This window comes from Nocardia sp. NPDC006982 (assembly GCF_042869435.1).
GTDB lineage: Bacteria > Actinomycetota > Actinomycetes > Mycobacteriales > Mycobacteriaceae > Nocardia.
Map to the genome: position 1 here is coordinate 273,367 of NZ_JBIAFV010000002.1, position 18,512 is coordinate 291,878.

General features: G+C 66.7%; 17 protein-coding genes. 10 read left to right on the forward strand and 7 right to left on the reverse strand.

Going from position 1 to position 18,512, the window contains the following annotated elements; genetic code table 11:
• The first annotated feature begins 18 nt into the window (after positions 1-18).
• The 7 genes from ACFYOW_RS10285 (at position 19) to ACFYOW_RS10315 (ending at position 7,149) form a co-directional block, all read left to right on the forward strand.
• On the forward strand, positions 19-1,566 hold the full coding sequence (locus ACFYOW_RS10285; protein WP_387286491.1) for a FadD3 family acyl-CoA ligase: 1,548 nt from the start codon (positions 19-21) through the stop codon (positions 1,564-1,566).
• Complete coding sequence (locus ACFYOW_RS10290) at positions 1,566-2,453, forward strand: enoyl-CoA hydratase (RefSeq protein WP_327095138.1); 888 nt, start codon at positions 1,566-1,568, stop codon at positions 2,451-2,453. The genes ACFYOW_RS10285 and ACFYOW_RS10290 overlap by 1 nt, the downstream gene beginning before the upstream one ends.
• The gene (locus ACFYOW_RS10295) at positions 2,453-3,670 is read left to right on the forward strand and encodes an acyl-CoA dehydrogenase family protein (protein ID WP_387286493.1); all 1,218 of its coding nucleotides are present in this window, start codon (positions 2,453-2,455) and stop codon (positions 3,668-3,670) included. Before ACFYOW_RS10290 ends, ACFYOW_RS10295 begins: the two co-directional genes overlap by 1 nt.
• Complete coding sequence (locus ACFYOW_RS10300; RefSeq protein ID WP_387286495.1) at positions 3,667-4,698, forward strand: acyl-CoA dehydrogenase family protein; 1,032 nt, start codon at positions 3,667-3,669, stop codon at positions 4,696-4,698. The genes ACFYOW_RS10295 and ACFYOW_RS10300 overlap by 4 nt, the downstream gene beginning before the upstream one ends.
• A gap of 20 nt (positions 4,699-4,718) precedes the next feature.
• Entirely contained in the window at positions 4,719-5,798 is a 1,080-nt protein-coding gene (locus tag ACFYOW_RS10305; RefSeq protein ID WP_387287444.1) for an acyl-CoA dehydrogenase family protein, read from the forward strand.
• A gap of 110 nt (positions 5,799-5,908) precedes the next feature.
• Positions 5,909-6,358 carry a MarR family winged helix-turn-helix transcriptional regulator gene (locus ACFYOW_RS10310; RefSeq protein ID WP_387286497.1) on the forward strand — a complete coding sequence of 150 codons (450 nt, stop codon included), beginning with the start codon at positions 5,909-5,911 and terminating at the stop codon, positions 6,356-6,358.
• 38 nt (positions 6,359-6,396) lie between these two features.
• Positions 6,397-7,149, forward strand: coding sequence for a DUF427 domain-containing protein (locus tag ACFYOW_RS10315; protein ID WP_387286499.1), 753 nt, complete (start codon positions 6,397-6,399; stop codon positions 7,147-7,149).
• A 24-nt stretch (positions 7,150-7,173) separates the two neighbouring features.
• On the opposite strand, the gene ACFYOW_RS10320 is transcribed toward ACFYOW_RS10315, so the two are convergent.
• The 3 genes from ACFYOW_RS10320 to ACFYOW_RS10330 form a co-directional block, all read right to left on the reverse strand.
• Positions 7,174-7,566: a DUF5615 family PIN-like protein gene (locus ACFYOW_RS10320; protein ID WP_387287446.1), complete on the reverse strand. Its 393-nt coding sequence runs from the start codon at positions 7,564-7,566 to the stop codon at positions 7,174-7,176.
• On the reverse strand, positions 7,529-7,762 hold the full coding sequence (locus tag ACFYOW_RS10325; protein WP_387286501.1) for a DUF433 domain-containing protein: 234 nt from the start codon (positions 7,760-7,762) through the stop codon (positions 7,529-7,531). Before ACFYOW_RS10325 ends, ACFYOW_RS10320 begins: the two co-directional genes overlap by 38 nt.
• A gap of 123 nt (positions 7,763-7,885) precedes the next feature.
• Positions 7,886-8,920 carry an AraC family transcriptional regulator gene (locus ACFYOW_RS10330; protein ID WP_387286503.1) on the reverse strand — a complete coding sequence of 345 codons (1,035 nt, stop codon included), beginning with the start codon at positions 8,918-8,920 and terminating at the stop codon, positions 7,886-7,888.
• 94 nt (positions 8,921-9,014) lie between these two features.
• On the opposite strand from ACFYOW_RS10330, the gene ACFYOW_RS10335 reads away from it, so the two are divergent.
• Positions 9,015-10,046 (forward strand): saccharopine dehydrogenase NADP-binding domain-containing protein, encoded by a 1,032-nt coding sequence (locus tag ACFYOW_RS10335; RefSeq protein ID WP_387286505.1) that lies wholly within the window; start codon positions 9,015-9,017, stop codon positions 10,044-10,046.
• 42 nt (positions 10,047-10,088) lie between these two features.
• Here the strand turns inward: ACFYOW_RS10335 and ACFYOW_RS10340 are convergent, their stop codons facing one another.
• Positions 10,089-12,701, reverse strand: a complete 2,613-nt coding sequence (locus tag ACFYOW_RS10340) for a LuxR C-terminal-related transcriptional regulator (protein WP_387286507.1) — start codon at positions 12,699-12,701, stop codon at positions 10,089-10,091.
• An 81-nt stretch (positions 12,702-12,782) separates the two neighbouring features.
• Positions 12,783-14,072: an adenylosuccinate synthase gene (locus tag ACFYOW_RS10345; RefSeq protein WP_387286509.1), complete on the reverse strand. Its 1,290-nt coding sequence runs from the start codon at positions 14,070-14,072 to the stop codon at positions 12,783-12,785.
• Between the two features lie 289 nt (positions 14,073-14,361).
• Here ACFYOW_RS10345 and ACFYOW_RS10350 point away from each other — a divergent pair, with 289 nt between their 5' ends.
• Together ACFYOW_RS10350 and ACFYOW_RS10355 are read left to right on the forward strand one after the other, a co-directional pair.
• Positions 14,362-15,036, forward strand: a complete 675-nt coding sequence (locus tag ACFYOW_RS10350; protein WP_387287448.1) for a hypothetical protein — start codon at positions 14,362-14,364, stop codon at positions 15,034-15,036.
• A gap of 2 nt (positions 15,037-15,038) precedes the next feature.
• Positions 15,039-15,824: a site-2 protease family protein gene (locus ACFYOW_RS10355; RefSeq protein ID WP_387286511.1), complete on the forward strand. Its 786-nt coding sequence runs from the start codon at positions 15,039-15,041 to the stop codon at positions 15,822-15,824.
• 293 nt (positions 15,825-16,117) lie between these two features.
• Here ACFYOW_RS10355 and ACFYOW_RS10360 read toward each other — a convergent pair whose 3' ends face one another.
• Both ACFYOW_RS10360 and ACFYOW_RS10365 read right to left on the reverse strand, forming a co-directional pair.
• On the reverse strand, positions 16,118-17,221 hold the full coding sequence (locus ACFYOW_RS10360) for an aromatic acid exporter family protein (RefSeq protein WP_387287450.1): 1,104 nt from the start codon (positions 17,219-17,221) through the stop codon (positions 16,118-16,120).
• 48 nt (positions 17,222-17,269) lie between these two features.
• The gene (locus ACFYOW_RS10365) at positions 17,270-17,719 is read right to left on the reverse strand and encodes a DUF3151 domain-containing protein (RefSeq protein WP_040696903.1); all 450 of its coding nucleotides are present in this window, start codon (positions 17,717-17,719) and stop codon (positions 17,270-17,272) included.
• Positions 17,720-18,512 lie beyond the last annotated feature (793 nt).

Genomic DNA, 18,512 nt, shown 5'->3' on the forward strand with positions numbered 1-18,512 from the left:
CCGACGGTGAGGACACCCGTGACAACCCCTGCACAAACGACACCCATGGCACTGCACGATGCCGCGCGCACCTTCGGCACCGCGCCCGCCCTCGGCGACGGCGACGTACGGCTGGACTGGGCGCAGTTGCTGGCGGCGGTGCAGCAGGTGGCGCGGGCGCTGATCGCCCGTGGCGTGCAGCCGGGCGATCGGGTCGCCATGTGGGCGCCGAATACCTACCACTGGGTGATCGCCGCCCTGGCCGCGCACTACGCGGGCGCCGCCTTGGTGCCGTTGAACACCCGCTACGTCGCGGACGAGGCCGCCGATGTGCTGGAGCGGGTCGAGGCCAAGGCACTGTTCATTGCCGGGACCTTCCTCGGCAGGGATCGGTTGGCCGAATTGCGTGCCGCAGCACCGGAATTGCACATCGATACGGTGGTGGTCATTCCGGTCGAGTCGGATACCGACGATCCCACCGCGCTGAACTGGTCGCAGCTGGCGGAAGTAGCCGAATCCGTCCCGCCGGCCGATGCCGTGAAGCGTGCCGAAGATGTCGACCCCGAGGATATTTCCGACATCCTGTTCACCTCCGGCACCACCGGACGCAGCAAGGGCACATTGGTCGCGCATCGCCAGGCGCTGTCGGTGGTGCGGGCCTGGGCCGAATGCACCACCCTCGACAGCTCCGATCGCTATCTGGTGGTCAGCCCGTTCTTCCACAACTTCGGTTACAAGGCAGGCATTCTCGCGTGCCTGGTGACCGGCGCGACGATCATTCCGCAGGCGACCTTCGATGTGCCGGTGACCATGCGACTGGTCGGCGAAGAGAAGATCACGGTATTGCCCGGACCGCCGACCATCTACCAGACCATCCTGGACTTCCCGGACCGGGACAACTTCGACCTGAGCACCCTGCGGGTCGCCGTCACCGGCGCCGCGACCGTACCGGTGGTGCTGGTCGAGCGCATGCGTTCGGAACTCGACTTCGACGTTGTCATCACCGGCTACGGGCTGTCCGAGGCCGCCGGATTCGGCACGATGTGCCGCGCGGACGACGATGCCGCGACCATCGCGGGCACCTGTGGCCGGCCGATCGCCGATTTCGAACTGCGGCTGAGTCCGGAAGGTGAGGTGCTGCTGCGCGGCCCGAATGTCATGGTCGGCTACCTCGACGATCCGGAAAGCACCGCAGAAACCATCGACACCGAGGGCTGGCTGCACACCGGCGATATCGGCACGATCGACGAGCGCGGCTATCTGAAGATCACCGATCGACTCAAGGATATGTACATCTCCGGCGGATTCAATGTGTATCCGGCGGAGGTGGAACAGGCGCTGGCCCGGCTCGACGGGGTGGCCGAATCCGCGGTCATCGGGGTGCCGGATACCCGAATGGGCGAGGTGGGCAAGGCGTTTGTGGTGCGCAAGCCCGGCGCGGGACTCACCGAGGAGCAGGTGCGCGCACATGCGAGCACGGTGCTGGCGAATTTCAAGGTGCCGCGGTTCATCGAATTCCGGGACCAATTGCCCTATAGCGCGGCCGGGAAAGTGCTGAAACGTGAACTACGTGAGGAGAAGTCGTAATGTCCGAGATCCCCTATGAGCCGGACGTCGTCACGTACGAACGGCGCGGGCGGGTCGCCATCGTGACGCTCAACCGGCCCGACTACCGCAATGCGCAGAACTCGGTGATGACCTACGCTCTCGACGCCGCCTTCGAGCGCGCGGTCGAGGATCCCGAGGTCGGCGTGATCGTCCTGGCGGGCAATGGAAAACACTTCAGCGCCGGGCACGATATCGGCACTCCCGGCCGTGATCACCATGTGCGCTACCAGAACAAGGCCGCGCTCTGGTGGGATCACGTCGACAAGGTCGGCGGTGACCAGCGTTTCGCGCGCGAGCTCGAGGTGTACCTCGGCATGTGCCGACGCTGGCGGGAAATTCCGAAGCCGACCATTGCCATGGTGCAGGGCGCCTGCATCGCGGGCGGGCTCATGCTGGCCTGGGTCTGCGATCTGATCATCGCTTCCGATGACGCCTTCTTCTCCGATCCCGTTGTGCGCATGGGCATTCCGGGTGTGGAGTACTTCGCCCATCCGTGGGTGATGGGTCCGCGCGCGGCCAAGGAGTTCCTGTTCACCGGTGACCGCTTCGATGCGGCGCAGGCCAAGGAGTGGGGCATGGTCAATCGCGTCGTGCCGCGCGACCAGCTCGAGACCGAAACCCTCGAACTGGCCGAAAAGATCGCCACCATGCCGCAATTCGGGCTCGCGCTGACCAAGAAGGCGGTCAACCAGGCCGAGGATCTGATGGGCATGCGGGCGGGCATGGATTCGGTATTCGGCCTGCATCACTTCGCACATGCGCACAATGCCGAGGTCGGCGCGGATTCGCTCGGCGGTATGAACGCCAAGTCGATGAAGGCCAACGCGACGACGGCCTCGACGTCCGAGCAGAACGGGACAACGTAGTGGATCTGGATCTCGATCAGGCGACGCAGGAATTCCAGCGGGAAGTCCGCGAATTCCTCGCCGCCGCCAAACCCGCGAAGCCGCTGCCTTCGATGGATACCAAGGCCGGGTTCGAGGCGCATCGCGAGTGGGAGCGCACGCTCGCCGAGGCGCGGCTGTCGGTCGTCGCCTGGCCGCAGGAGTACGGCGGGCGCGATGCCTCGCTGCTGGAGTGGGTGCTGTTCGAGCAGGAGTACTACGCCGCCGGTGCACCGGGGCGGGTCAGCCAGAACGGCATATTCCTGCTGGCGCCGACACTTTTCGAACACGGCACGCCGGAGCAGTTGGAACGGATCATGCCGCGAATGGCACGCGGTGACGATATCTGGGCGCAGGCCTGGTCCGAGCCGGAGGCGGGCAGCGATCTGGCCGGTATCCGCTCGACCGCGCGACGCACCACCGGCGGCTGGCTATTGAGCGGTCAGAAGACCTGGAGTTCGCGAGCAACATTCGCGGACTGGGCCTTCGGGCTGTTCCGCAGCGATCCCGAGGCTGTGTCCGATGCGGCGGATGCGGGGCCCTCCGTGGTTACGCAGGCTGCCGCCTCCGGGCCTGACCGCAGCCGCCGGGGGCGGCATCGCGGACTCACCTATGTGATGTTCCCGCTCTCCGCGGATGGTGTTTCGGTACGGCCGATTCCGCAGTTGGACGGGGAACCCGGCTTCGCGGAGATCTTCCTCGACGATGTCTTCGTGCCGGATCGCGATGTGATCGGCGAGCCCGGCGACGGCTGGCGGGTCGCGATGAGTACGTCGAGCAATGAGCGCGGACTGTCGCTGCGGTCCCCGGGCCGCTTCAGCGCCACCGCGCAGCGGCTCATCGATCTCTGGCTCGACACCGGCGACCGCACCAATACCGCGCAGCGCGATGCGGTGGTGGACGCCTGGATCGGCAGCGAGGCCTATCGGCTGCACACCTTCGGCACGGTCACCCGGTTGAACGAGGGCGGCAAGCTGGGCGCGGAATCCTCGATCACCAAGGTGTTCTGGTCCGAATTGGATATCGCCATGCACGAGACCGCGCTGGAGGTACTCGGCGGTGCGGCCGAGCGGTCCGGGTCGTGGACCGACGGCTATCTGTTCTCGCTGTCCGGCCCGATCTACGCAGGCACCAATGAGATTCAGCGCAATATCATCGCCGAGCGGCTGCTCGGACTACCGAGAGGGAGCAGCCGATGAGATTCGCGCTCAGCCCGGAACAACTCGACTTCGGCACCAGCCTGCGCAAGCTGCTCGACGCCGGACGGACACCAGCCGCGGTGCGCAGCTGGGCCGCGGGCGATCCCCGGCCCGGACGCGCGCTCATTCGGCACCTGGCCGGTGCGGGTGCGCTCGGTCTTGCCGTCGAGGAGCAGCACGGCGGTGTCGGTGCGGAGCCGATCGATCTCGTCGTCGCATTCCAGGAGATCGGCCGCGCCGCCGCGCCCGGCCCGCTGGTCGAGACGGCGGCCGCGATACCCGCACTGCTGCAAGCCCTTCCGGATACCGCACCGGCCGCGCGCTGGCTGCCCGAGTTCGCGGACGGTGCGGCGCTCGGCACGCTGGCATTCACCTCGGCCGAACACGGCACGGTCGCATTGGATGCCGATACCGCCGACGTCGTGCTCATCGCCGACGGTAATCAGCTCCGCACCGGACATCGCGCGGGTCTGGTGCGATCGGTCGATCCGGCGCGGCGACTGTTCGTCATCGAATCCGATGCCGTTGTCGCCGAAGGTGAGCAGGTGCTCGAGGCGGTTGGGGCGGCCTTCGATTCCGGTGCGCTGGCCAATGCGGCGCAGTTGCTCGGTGCGGGACGGGCATTGCTGGCCGCGGCCACCGAATATGCCAAGCAGCGCAAGCAGTTCGGTAAGCCGATCGGCGAATTCCAGGCCGTGAAGCAGAAGTTGGCCGATGTGCTGATCGGGCTGGATCTGGCCGAGCCGCTGCTCTATCGGGCGGCATTGACGATGGGTGAAACCACGCGCGGGCGCGACGTTTCGGCCGCGGTGATCGCCTGCGGCGATGCGGCCTATCGGGCAGCGCGCGCGGCGCTGCAGGTGCACGGCGCGATCGGCTACACCGCCGAGTACGACCTGTCGCTCTGGTTGACCAGGGTGACCGCGCTGCGGTCGGCCTGGGGTACACCGGATCTGCATCGTTCCCGGATTTCCCGCGCACTGCGCGACGAGGCTGTCCGCGACCGAGCTTTGCGAGGTATGAAATGACTGCATCGCGTGGCGATTCGATGAGGGGTGGTGGTCGGGCGACGGGTGGGCCCAGCACCGAACATCAAGAATTCATCGCCTCGGTCCGGGCGCTGCTCACCAAGCACGCCGGATCCGCCGCCGTGCGCGCGGCAATGGATACCGAACTCGGCTATGACGAGACGCTGTGGCGGCTGCTGTGCGAGCAGGTCGGTGTCGCGGCGCTGGCGATTCCGGAGGAATACGGCGGATTCGGTGCCAGCCTGGTCGAATCCCTGCTGGTGGTAACCGAATTGGGGCGCACGCTGGCCGGGGTGCCGATGCTGGGTTCGGCCGTGCTCGGTGTGCAGGCGGTGCTGTTGTCCGGTGACAGTGCGGCGTGTGAGCGGCTGCTGCCCGAGGTTGCCGAAGGCGCCCGCACGATCGCGGTGTGCTGGGCGGGCACCGGCGGCTGGGATGAGCCTGGTGTGCATTCGGAAGACGGAACACTGTCCGGCACAGCGCATTACGTGCTCGACGGGTTGCATGCGGACACTCTCATCGTGGTGACACCTGACGGACTGTTCGAGGTCGAGTCGGGAGCGGCGGGCGTCACCCGACGTGCCGTCCCGACTATGGATCCCACTCGCAAGCTCGCCGAAATCACGTTTGCGGCGGTTCCGGCGCGGCGGCTCGCTTCGGCGGATCCGGCGCTCATCGCACGGCTGCACGAAATCGCTTGGACCGCAGTGGCTGCCGAGCAGGTCGGTGCGGCCGAACGGTGCCTGGAGATGACGGTCGAATACGCCAAGTCCCGGGTGCAGTTCGGGCGGGCGATCGGCAGCTTCCAGGCGCTCAAGCACCGCATGGCGGATATGTATGTGCTGGTGGAGTCGGCCAAATCCGCGTCCTGTGCGGCGACGGTCGCGGTGGCGGAGCACAGCCCGTCCGCGGCCGAGGATGTCTGGGTGGCGCGGACGCACTGTTCGGAGACGTTCACGACCATCGTGGCCGAGATGGTGCAGTTGCACGGCGGCATCGCCATCACCTGGGAACATGACGCGCATTTGTTCTTCAAGCGCGCACATGGTGATGCGGAGTTGTTCGGGCAGCCGCGCAGGCCGCTCACACCAACCGCCTGACGGTCGCGCCCCGGCGGAGTCGCCGGGGCGCTATCGTTCGGACAGATCTGGTACACGCCCTCGCCATACATAGTTAGCGTATGTAATAATATTCTATGCAGCAGGCTCAGGTGGCAACAGCAGATGACATCGTGGTCGACCTCCTCGTCACCGCGGGCCGGCTGACCCGGCTGGCCGGGGTGATCAGCGGCGACGATCTGCCGCGAGCCGTGATGCGCGCACTGGCGGTGCTCGACGAACACGGCGCGGTGCGCGTCAGTGAATTCGCTCGTATCGATAGATGTTCACAGCCGGCGGCAACGGCGCTGATCGGCAAGCTCGTTGCGGACGGATACGCCTCCCGATGCAAGGATCCGGATGATTCCCGGGCCGTCGTCGTCGAGCTCACCCCGGCCGGACGCAGTCGCTTGAGGCGTGCCCGCGGCGCCTTCGGCGAGGCGATGGCGGCGGGGCTCACCGGTTTCGATATCGAACGTTTGGCCCGCATGGAAAGCGATATGAAGGAACTGCTGGACGCGCTGAAGAAGTCGGTGCCGCAGCATCTGTCCAGGTCGCGATAGCCGACTCGGCTGGTCGGACCGGAGTACGGTCGGAGAGTATGACCGATGAGAAGCGTGGCCGAGTCAAGGTAGCGACCAGCCAGAAGCGAGTCCGGGTCTACCTCGGCGGCCAGTTGGTCGCCGATACCGCCCGACCGGTCCTGGTCTGGGAGAGTCCGCACTACCCGACCTACTATCTGCCCGTCGCGGATCTGCACGCGAAACTCGAGCCGAACGGCACCAGCGCGAAATCCCCGAGCCGCGGCACCGCGACCGGATACGACGTGGTCGTCGACGGCACCACCGCGTCCGGAGCCGCGGTGCGCTATCACGACTCCCCGTTCACCGAACTGAACGAGCTGGTGCGCCTGGACTGGAACGCCATGGACGAATGGTTCGAAGAGGACGAGCCGGTCTACGTCCACCCGCGCGATCCGTACACCCGCGTCGACATCCTCGCGAGTTCCCGGCATATCCGCGTCGAAATCGACGGCACCACCGTCGCCGACTCGCACTCCCCCCGCATCCTCTTCGAAACCGGCCTCCCCGCAAGGTATTACCTCCCCCTGACCGATGTCCGACAGGACCTGCTGAAGCCCTCGGCAACCCACACCAGCTGCCCGTACAAGGGCACCGCCGACTACTGGACCGTCCACATCGACGGCAAGGAATACCCGGACATCGTCTGGGGCTACCGCACCCCGCTCCCGGAAAGCCAGAAGATCGCGGGCCTGGCCTGCTTCTACAACGAGAAGGTCGATATCTATCTCGACGGCGAACTCCAGGACCGCCCGAACACCCCGTTCAGCTGACGCACGACGCAGCCGTTGGTCCGCTCACTGGGGGTCGCTGTGCGCGACCAGCCGATCGTGGCCGACCTCAACCACCGCACACTCGTCGAGCAATCGCACAATCTCGACGAGATGATCGGTGAACAGTTGAAGCAGAACAGCATTGGCGATATTGCCGGTCGACACAATCAGCAGTGACCGGGGCGACCGGTCGAGTATGTGCCCAATCCAGAAGTCCCGATCTTTGGTGACGACGACTCGGCCTTCGCGGTCCGCGATCGCCGCGATCTCATCGTCCGTTGTCCGATTTCCCTGGGCGATCGTGGACGTGTGCACGACATCGTGCCCAGCATTCTTCAGAAGGACCGCCAGCTTCCGAGGAAGCTGGGCGTCAGGAATTTCACGCCGCGTTGAACGGGATCGTAGTGCTACGGGCAGTCACGATCGCAGCATATTCGAGCACCGCGAGGATGTCGTCGGTCTCCAGATCCGGGTAGTCGGTCAGGATCTCATCGATAGTCATGCCCGCCGCCAGCAGCTCTAGCAGCATCTCAACGGGACACCGCAATCCGCGCACCACCGGCTTGCCGTGGCAGACGGCGGGGTCCGAGGTGATGCGATCGATGCGGGACATGACCACTCTACCTGGGCCTCATCAGACCGGAACGATCTCGAGCACGCTCTCGAGCCCACGGATCCAGGACATCGAAATCGAGATACGCGCAGGTATCGAGGACGCCGGAAACGTGCCGGTTCGTCATCGACAAGACTCCCATGTTTCGTCGCCGCCGATGCGGTCCTCGGTATCGAAGAACTCGTCGGCCTCCCGCCGCATCCGGGCATGATCTACTCGCGGCAGTTTGCGATGCCGTTCCACGAGCTCCGCAGCGGACTGGTCGTTCGCGCGGCGGTATTGGCCTGGGGCCTGGCCGTATTCGCGTTTGAAGGCCTTGGCGAAGGCGAATTCGGAGGTGTAGCCGACCTTTCGGGCGATGGCGCCGAGTGGGCTGTCGGTGTCGCGGAGCAGGCGGGCGGCGGTGAGCATGCGCCAGCGGGTGACGTAGGCCAGGGGTGGTTCACCGACGGTGGCGGCGAAGCGGCGGGCCAGGGTGGCTCGAGAGACGCCGGCGATATCGCTGAGGTCGGGAACCGTCCAGGTACGGGCGGGTGCTTCGTGTACGGCGCGCAGTGCTGCCGCGACCGCCGGATCGGCGAAGGCGCCCGCCCACCCAGTGGCGGGTTCGTCTACGGCCTGCTCGTCGAACCAGGCACGCAGCATGAACAGGAGCAGAGTCTCCAGGATGGCGGGCACGGCGGCATCGCTGCCCTGTTTCGGTTCGGCGACCTCGGCGGCGAGCAGGTCGACGGCGGCGCGCAAGGACGGATGTCGCCCGGGACGTGCTGGGAGATGGATGAATTCGGGGAGTTCATCGAGCAGCGGGTGGCTGCGCTGCCTGCCGAGTTCGTATGCGCCGCAGAGCAGGGCGGTACGCGCACCTGGTCCGGTGATCTCGCGCGGCTCGCCGGGTTGCGCCTTCTCGGTGACCGTGCTGTCGAGCCGGTCGAGCAGATCGTGGTCGGCGCCGCGCGGCATGAACAGCACGTCACCGGCGCCGAGGGCGATGGGTTCGCCGCCGGACGGCACCGCCACGCACGAACCCTGTAGCACCACATGGAAACCCGCGCCCGGGACGACCGGATAGGCGCGGCCCCACGGCGCGTGCCGGATGAACAGGCCCGAGGTCGGATTGCCGGTGCGGATGGCGGTGAGGGTTTCACTGAGGATATCCACCCGTGCACCATACCGTCTTCAATGAGCGTTTCAGACATTACCGTGCGCTGATTGACCATTCATTTACTCATGCGTTATCCATAGTGTCGTACTCATGACCACGACGAAGATTGCCGTCTACGGCGCGACCGGCCACACCGGCAGCTACCTGCTCACCGAATTACAGAGGCGCGGGATTACCCCGATCCTGGTGGGCCGCAGTGCATCTCGGATGCGGGCGGCAGCCGAGGCAGCGGGGATCCCGGACGCCGATATCCGAGTCGCCACACTCACCGATCACCACGCCCTGGTCGCCGCCTTCACCGGTGCGGACGCCGTCATCAGCAGCCTGTCGGCGTATGTGCGCAATGGCGAGCCGGTACTGGCGGCAGCCATCGCGGCTGGGGCACATTACACCGATCTGTCCGGTGAACAGCTTTTCCTGAAGCGGGTTTTCGACGAGTACGGCGCGAAGGCCGAGGCCGCGGGAGTCACGGTAATCCCCGGCGTCACCGACAACAATGTGGCGGGCGACCTGCTCGCCCACCTCACCGCGCGCCACCTGACCGGGCCGGTCGAGATCGTGCTGAGCCACCTCAGCAAGAGCGGCGGCAACGGTTCCAAAGGCAGCGCGAAAACGGTCTTCGCCAGCCTCGACTGGTTCCGCAGCGGCGGCTGGCACTTCCGGGACGGCGAACTACGCACCGGCACCGCCCGTCACACCGAGATGACCTTCCCCGGCCACACCGCGGCTACGACGGTCGCTAAATTCGCACAGCCACCGGTGATTACGATTCCCAGACACACTGATGTGTCGTATGTGGAAGGCGTCCTGGACACTGCCATCCTCGATCTCCTCGGCTCTTTCACCGAAGAGATCATCGAATCGCTGCCGGACGAGCCGAGTTCCGACCTCCGCTACGACGTTGTCGTGGATGCCTACGACACCAACGGACATTCGGTCCGCGGCGTCGTCAGCGGCGTCGACTCCTACCGCGATTCAGCATTGGAAGCGGTAGAAATCGCGGTCCGCCTGACCGAGGGAACCACTAAGCCCGGCACCTTGTCCGTCGCCGAAGCCTTCGATGCCGAAGAACTCCTCGATGCCCTCGCCCACTTCGCCATCACCTGGCGCATCACCGAATAATGCCGCCGCGATGCCAAAGCCCGCACCGAAGACCGACGGAAGTCAGCTCGCGCCCCCGCCGGAGGACTCACCACGCATCAGCGCCCCGAGGGACTCGCGGTCGGTCACGTCCATCTTGATGCAGGCGCGGTAAAGGTGACCCTCGACCGTGCGGACGGAAACCGTGAGGCGATCGGCGATCTGACGGTTGGACAGACCTGCCGCAACGAGATTCGCGATTTCACGTTCGCGGGAGGTCAGTGGCAAGGGCTGGGCTGCCTGGCGCAAAGCGGGCGTGCCTGCACCGCCGCAGGCCGCGGCGAGACGGTTCGCGGTGGCCGCGGATTCGAGGAGCCGGCGGCGGTCACCGGCGCGTTCGTGGGCGGATGCGGCTTGGGCGGCGGCATCGGCGGCGGAGAGCATGGCGCCGATGCGCTCGAATTCGGCTGCGGCCGCGTCGAGTCCGGGTCCGTCGTGAGCCGCGAGTGCCACCGCATGGCGGGCCTGGACCTGCACCAGTTCGCCGTCGACCCGGGCGGCCAGGTCGGCGAGTCGGCCTGCCACCGAATGGTCGCCGAAGCGGGCGGCCGTATGCAGTGCCATGGCCTCGATGGCGTGCTGATGGGCGCGCGCCGCCGCGTCGGCGGCGCCCATGGCAAGTCGGATGGCGGGCGTGACGGTGCCCTCCGCGGCGGCCGCGCAGGCGCGCGCGATCTCCAACTGCGGGTCGTAGACCGCGCTGTGCCTGCCGCCGCGAGCGGCCGCCTCGGCAATGGATTCGGCCGCCTCCGGAGCGCGCCCGAGTGCCGAATATGCCTCGGCCAGACGGATTCTCGCCGGAATATGCCAAGCGGCGGCACCCTCGGCGGTGAGCGCGGCCAGTGCCTGTTCGAGATGTTCGATCCCGTCCAGGAAGCGGCCCTGCGCCACGTCGACGGTGCCCTGCAAGATTTTCGACATGCCCCACGCGAGGTACTGGCCCGGTGCCGAGTAGCCGAAATACCCCGAGGCGCGCCGGCGTGCGGCCTCGAGATCACCGGTGCAGATCAGCGCGAGCACTTCGGCATGGGTCGAGATGAACCGGTTGAGTCCGTCGATATGCGACTCCACCTGATGCCCTCGGGCCGCGTACTGCCGCGCTGCATCGCCCTTACCCATCAGCGCCAGCGCCAGACCGCCGCCGAAGGCAGCCCACCAAACCGCCCACGGCGGTGCGCCTTCGGTCTCCATCACCGATTCGGCCCCGGAAAACGCTTCCTCGAGCAGATTTTCGTGGACCGCGCACGCCGCGGCCAGGCCCTCGAAGGTGGCGATGGTCTTCGGATGCTGCACCTTGCCGCGCAGCATCGCGAGCACCTCGTCGGCACGCTCGGCATCGCCCATGGCCCAGAACAGATTCGAGACCCGGGTGCTGCCCCAGCGGCCCAGTTGCACCTCGTTCATCTGATCCGGATCGAAGCTGGCGAGGGTGCGTTCGGCCTCGATGCGGTGGCCCTGCCACAGCAGCGCCCGAGCCAGCAGATCCGCGGCCTCCACCCCGCCGCGACGTTCCACCGCGGCCCTGGCGAAACGCTCACCGAGCGGCAAATTGGCCAGCCCGATCGCATCGGCCGCGGCCGCCTCGAAGAGTTCGAGATCGGCGGATTTATCACTGTCCAAGGCCAATTCGGCCAGCCGGATGCGGTCGGGCGCGGAATTGATCGCGCGTTCCTTGAGCGAGGAGTACAGCCGACCACGCAGCCGCCGGGCCGAGGCGATGCCGAGCCTGCGCCGGATGACCTCACCGAACAGCGGATGGTTGTAGCGCACGATCAACTGGTGGGTGTTCTCGACAACCCTGATGAGACCGCGGGTTTCGGCGGCCTCCACGGCTTCCTCCCCCGCCAGTTCGGAGAGCACGTCGAGATCGATGGGCTCGCAGAAGGTGAGCAGTTCGAGCACCCGCAGCACCGGTTCCGGCAGCTGCTCGACCCGATCCTCCAGTAGCGCAGCCAATTCCGAGGTCACCGCGGCCCGGCCGCGCAGCTGCCAGACGCCGTTCACCTGCCGCAGCGCGCCCGCCTCCAGCGCACCCTCCACCAAATGCCGCAGAAACAGGGCGTTTCCGCCGGAGGACTCCCACATCAGGTTCGCGGTGAAGCCTTCCAACTGCCCACCGAGCATCGACTCGACCAGATCGACGCTCTGCTGCTGCGTGAACGGAGTGAGGTCGATGCGCAGCAGATGGCCGTCTTTCCATAACGAGGTCACCGCATCTGGCACCTGCACCCCGCTGCGCACGGTCGCGACGATATGCGCGGCCTTATCGATGGCCAGCTGCAACAGCAGTGTGGCCGAAAGCTGATCGAGCAGGTGCGCATCATCGACACCGATGATCGCGTGCCCGTCGACGAGCAGCGCCTCGCGCGCGGCCGACATGAATGTCACCGGATCGTGTGCGGTATAAACGCCGACCATATGGGCGAATACGCCCAGCGGAATGCTGCGGGCCGATTCCGTACCCGCCACCCACCGGACATTGCCGCCTACCGCAGCCGTCGCCTGTCTCGCCAGCGTCGTCTTCCCGACTCCGGCGTCGCCCGTCAATACCGCACCGACGTATTCGGTTCCGGTGAGTGCTGCGCGGATCGCTTCGAACTCGGTCTCGCGCTCGATCATCGGCCAGTTCCGAGCCATAGCTCTTACTGTAGTTCGTCACGGATCATGATCGATGACAACGAACCATGAACGGGCGCACCGGCTCCGCTGTTTCAGCCCCTAACCGAGCACGTCGTGGCGCACAATGGTCTGGTCGCGCCCCGGTCCGACGCCGATACAGGAGATGCGGGCGCCGGACAACTCCTCCAGGCGCAAGACATAGGCCTGGGCGTTGGCGGGCAATTCCTCGAACGTCTCGACATGTGAAATGTCTTCCCACCAACCGGGCATCTCTTCGTAAATCGGCTTGGCGTGGTGGAATTCGGTCTGTGTGGTCGGCATCTGCTCGACCCGCTTGCCATCGATTTCGTAGGCGACGCAGATCGGCACCCGCTCGAGGCTCGACAGGACGTCCAGTTTGGTGAGGAAGAAGTCGGTGACGCCGTTGACCCGGGTCGCATAGCGCGCGATGACCGCGTCGAACCAGCCGCAGCGGCGGGCCCGGCCGGTGGTCACGCCGACCTCGCCGCCCTGCTTGGCCAGGAATTCACCGAAATTGTCGAATAGTTCGGTCGGGAACGGACCCGAGCCGACGCGGGTGGTGTAGCACTTCAGGATGCCGAGCACCGTCGAGATCTTGTTGGGTCCGACGCCCGCGCCGACCGCCGCACCACCCGAGGTCGGGTTGGACGAGGTGACATACGGGTAGGTGCCGTGATCCACATCGAGCAGGGTGCCCTGCGAACCCTCCAGCAGCACGGTCTCGCCGCGCTCGAGCGCCAGATTCAGTTCCAGGCGGGTGTCGGCGATGCGGTGCTTGAAGCTCTCCGCCTGTCCGAGAACCTCATCCACCACCTGCTGCGGGTCCAAGGCGCGACGGTTGTAGATCTTCACCAGGACCTGGTTCTTGAACTCCAGGGCCGCCTCGACCTTCTGGGTCAAGATCTTCTCGTCGAGCACATCGGCGACGCGCACACCGACGCGGGCGACCTTGTCCTGGTAGCACGGACCGATGCCGCGACCGGTGGTGCCGATCTTCTTATTGCCGAGGAAGCGTTCAGTGACCTTATCGATGGCCACGTGGTACGGCATGATCAGATGCGCATCGGCCGAGAGCAGCAGCCCGGAGGTGTCGACGCCGCGCTCCTCCAGTCCGGCCAGCTCGGCGAGCAGGACACCGGGATCGACCACGACACCATTGCCGATGACGTTCGTCACGCCCGGCGTGAGAATGCCGGACGGAATCAGATGCAGCGCGAACTTGTCGCCATTGGGCAGCACGACCGTGTGACCGGCGTTATTACCGCCTTGGTACCGGACCACCCACTGCAACCTGCCACCGAGCAGATCGGTTGCTTTGCCCTTACCCTCGTCGCCCCACTGGGCGCCGATCAGGACGATTGCCGGCATGGTCGTGTCTCCTACGGTTCGACGCGCAACAGCCATCTGTTGCAGCTACCTGCCGTATCGAGGCGGTGGCCGGAAGCACAGTCTACCCAAGTCCTTCGGGGCGGCATCGAACCGGATCGCGGGCAACCGTCGCGACCTACGTCCCCACAACGGAGCGAGTCTTACGAGCGACCCGTTCGCCGCGCCCGCGCGGCCAAAAACACAGCTATGGTTGCGAGGCACTGGCGGACCAGGGGTCCGTCGACAGGTGGCGAGGGTGACCGACGGGTTGTCGGCCGAACCGAGGAGGGTGTACGGCAGTTTGAGTACCCACGTTCTCCGTTGCGACGGCGCACCGGTACCCATCGCCCTCGCGTCGCTGCCGCTCTCGCAGACGACCCCCATCCCGGAAAAACGCGTCATCGATGAGCTATTGCCCGTCCTCGCCGCCGACAGCCTGCCCCGGCTGATCGTGCTCGGCGACGATGCCGCCCTGGCCTCCGTGCTGACCCATCTGATGCGGACCGAGCGACTGCATGTGGAGATCGGGTACGTGCCCGTCGACAAGACCTACGGCTCGCGTGTCTACCAGACCGGCACCGGCAATGCGGCCGCCAAACGAGCGGTGAAGGGTCGGCCCGTCGAAACCCCGCTGATTCGCGACGACACCGGAACCGTGCTGGTCGGACGGGCCGAGATCACCGGGCCCGGTGGCGAGAAGCTAGAGGGCGAAGCCTATGTGGACGACGCCCAGTTGTTCTCCGGCAAGGTCGACGCGATGATCGTCTCCCCCATGCTGGATATGCCGGGAGTGCGGGCGAGCGTGCAGAAGAACATCATCCGCAGGCGCCGCTGGCTGGAAGGGCGGGCCGCGCAGCTCGGCACACCGGGAGCCGTGGTGACCAGGGACGGCATCGCCAACGATCGGGTGCTGCCGCGCTCGTCGTTCTATCGGCATCACGAAAACTGGCTGCTGGTGCGTTGACGATGCGTTTCCCGAGAGAAGGCCGCCCCGCATCGGGTGTTTCGCGGCGGCCGAGCCCGATATTCCTGCTGGTGATCGCGATCGCGGTGACCGGTGGCGTGCTCGCATGGGACGCCGACATGCAGTCGACGCGGGCGAAGTTCGGGGTATTTCTGCTCGTCGTATTCGGCTGGATCGTGACGCTGTGTCTGCACGAATTCGCGCATGCGTACACGGCGTGGCGGGCGGGCGATCGCGAGGTGGAGTTGCGGGGTTATCTCACGCTGAATCCGCTGAAATACAGCCATCCGCTGCTGTCGATCGTGTTGCCGATGGTGTTCATCGCACTCGGCGGGATCGGCTTGCCGGGCGGTGCGGTGTACGTGCACACGCATAACGTGAGCGCGCGCATGCAGCGGATCATCAGCGGCGCCGGGCCCGCGGTGAATGCGGTATGCGCGGTGCTGCTGCTGGTGGTCGTGCGGTTTTTCGGCAGTGACAGTTCGCATCGCGCGTTCTGGTACGGCCTGAGCTTTCTGGCGTTTCTGCAGATCACCGCAACGCTTTTGAACATTCTGCCGTTGCCCGGGTTGGACGGATACGGCGTGGTCGAGCCGTCGCTGAGTTATCAGACCCGGCGGGCGCTCGATCAGTTCAAGCCGTTCGGGATGCTGATCCTTTTCGCGCTGCTGTTCACGCCGTCGATCAACAAGGTGTTCTTCGATGCGGTGTACTCGCTCTACGAGTTGTCCGGGGTCGATGCGGACTGGTCGCGGTACGGCAGCTGGCTGACCCGGTTCTGGACCTAGCCGATGTCCCGGCCGCCCGATCCGACCTCCCGGACCGGGCGACCTCTTCGCACGACCGCTACGCGCCCGTACCGCCCGGCCACCACACCATATGGCCGGTAGGGCGGTTCGCCGTCGGGCGAAGCGTCCCAACCGCGCTACCCCTCGTAACCGCGGTTGCCTCTCGAGGCTATGACCGCAGGCAGCTGCGAACACGAGTAGCGGACTACGTGAAGATCATGATTCGGGTGCCGGGGCGGAGCATGCGGTTCCGCAGCGGCGGGAATATGTCCGAAATCCGCTGAGTAGTCGGCTCATTCCTCGGGCGGCACGTGTGGATTCGGGACCGTCGGGGGCAGCAGAGCCATCGCCGAGATGCGCTGCATGCCGCAGACCTGCATGAGATCGACCAGCATGGAGCGCATCTGCGCGAAGACCACATGGGCCGAAAGTCCCGCGCCCTCAACGAGTTCCGGTCGCGCGGCTTTCGCTATGCCGCGCAGCACCCGGGCGGCCTCGGCCTGATCGGGCTGCTGGCCGGGATCGGCGAGCATCATCCGGCGCACCACCTCGACGGCTTGGGCCAGGCGCTCCAGTCCCTCGATCAGTCGCGGGTCGAGGATTTCGTCGTCCTGGACCAGGGTGAGGGAGCGGCGCAGCAGCACCCTCGTATTGCGGACGGCATTGTCGAGCGGGTCGGCGGTGGCGCGGATGCGGTCGAGGCGCTGGCGGGAATTCCAATAGAGCGGGGAGATCCGACTGATCTCGCGGCCGCCCTCCAGGGTGGAGCGCAGTCCATCGATCTGGGGCTGGGTCGCGCGGGCCGCGGTCAAGGACGTGCGGATCTTCTCCGGATCCTGTTCGAGCAGACCGTCGGCGCAGTCGTGCAGCGACTTCGCCAGTACCGCAAGGACTTCCGCGGCTTGCTCGCGGGCCCGACGCACCGGATGCAGTGGTATCGATGCGACCACGACCACGCCGACCAACCCGCCGACGAGCGCGTCGATCATGCGCGAGAAGCCGCCGCCCGCCGACGGCGGCAGCAGCGTCGCGACCAACACCGCCGAACCGGCGGCCTGCATGGTGATGATCGAACCGCCGTCCAGGAATACCGCCAGCGCCATGGCCACCGCGACGACGAGGGCGATCTGCCAGACGCCGGTGCCCGCGCGGGTGATGAACAGGTCGCCGATGCCGATGCCGACCGCCACACCGACCACCAACTCCACCGACCTGCGCAGCCGGGCGCCGAACGAAATGCCGATCGAGACCACGGCCGCGGTCGGTGCGAAAAAGGGCTGGGTGTGCCCGACTATCTTGTGCGCGATAAACCAGGCCAGCGCCGCGCCGACCGCGCATTGCAGAATCGGCAGCGCGGACAATCGCAACCGCGCCCACGAGCTGCGCAGCTTCTCCATGCTGCTGTCGCGGGCGACACCCACCGGGGAATTCGGGTCGATCAACTGTTAGTCGAGGCCGAGCTCACCCGCGGCGCGCGGGTCGCAGTCTTCCAGCAGATCGAGGCAGCGTGCGTACTCTTCGGTCTCGCCGACCGCCCTGGCCGCCCTCGCCAGCGCGGCGACACTGCGCAGGAAACCGCGATTGGGTTCGTGGCTCCACGGCACCGGCCCGAAACCCTTCCAGCCATTGCGCCGCAACAGGTCCAGGCCGCGGTGGTAGCCGGTGCGCGCGAACGCGTACGCGGCGACGATGTCGTGATTGACCACCTGCGTATCGCCCTCGGCCCCGCCACGCTCCAACGCGGCCTCGGCGAGATGGGCCCAGGCGATCGAAGCCGACGGATGCGCGGCCGCGACCTGCACCGGATCGGCATTGTTCAGCAGCGCCTCCTCCGCATCGGAGTCTTCGGGCAGGAGTACCGGTTGCGGTCCGAGCAAGTCACCGAACGAGGTCATGCGGTTCATTGTGCACTGCCTGCGCGGGTCGCGCCGACACGGCGTTCCCCTGGCTGAGCAGTGCCCAGCCCACCTCTCCTGCCCACCCGCCGCTGTCGAGCCGGACCAGGCGGCGTACGGCGCAGGGGAATCATCACAGTCGACCGCATTGCTGGCTAGGCTGGCCGTCGAGTTCAACTGTTCCGCCCGACCGAGGGGTTATAGGTGTCCGACCCGAACGACGAGAAGAGCCCGGCACAAAATCCCGGCCGCCCCACCGAAGCGGCAGCTGACCCGCGGCCAGCCACGCCCGCTGACCGGACACCCACATCGCACAACCCCTCCGACCGGGGTGCGCCCTCGCGCCCCGGTCCGGCCACAGACTCCCCGTCGGGAACGGGCAGCTCGTCGGGAGCCGGGACCGGCGCGAAGGAAGGCGCGGCCGACGCGACCCGTCCGTTCCCCTCATCGTCAGGACCCAGCTCGTCGGGATCCAACGCCCCCACACGCCCTGGTCCAGCCACAGGCTCCGGCACCCCCTCGGGGCCTGGTGCTTCGGGAGGCGGCGCCGGCTCGGCCACTGCTCCAACTCGACCGGTCCCCGCCTCGTCGGGGCCGAGCGTATCCCGGGGATCCGGTGCGCCATCGGGAAGCGGTTCGGCTGCGAAAGAAGAGGCTGCCAGCGCACCGACGCGGCCAGTTCCCGCAGGTTCGTCGTCGAAGCAGCCGTCGCCCGGTGCCGGGCAGTCGGGCGCGGCGACCGGGGATATCGCCGCTCTCGGGAAGCCAGCGGCACCCAGCCAGTCGGGCGGAG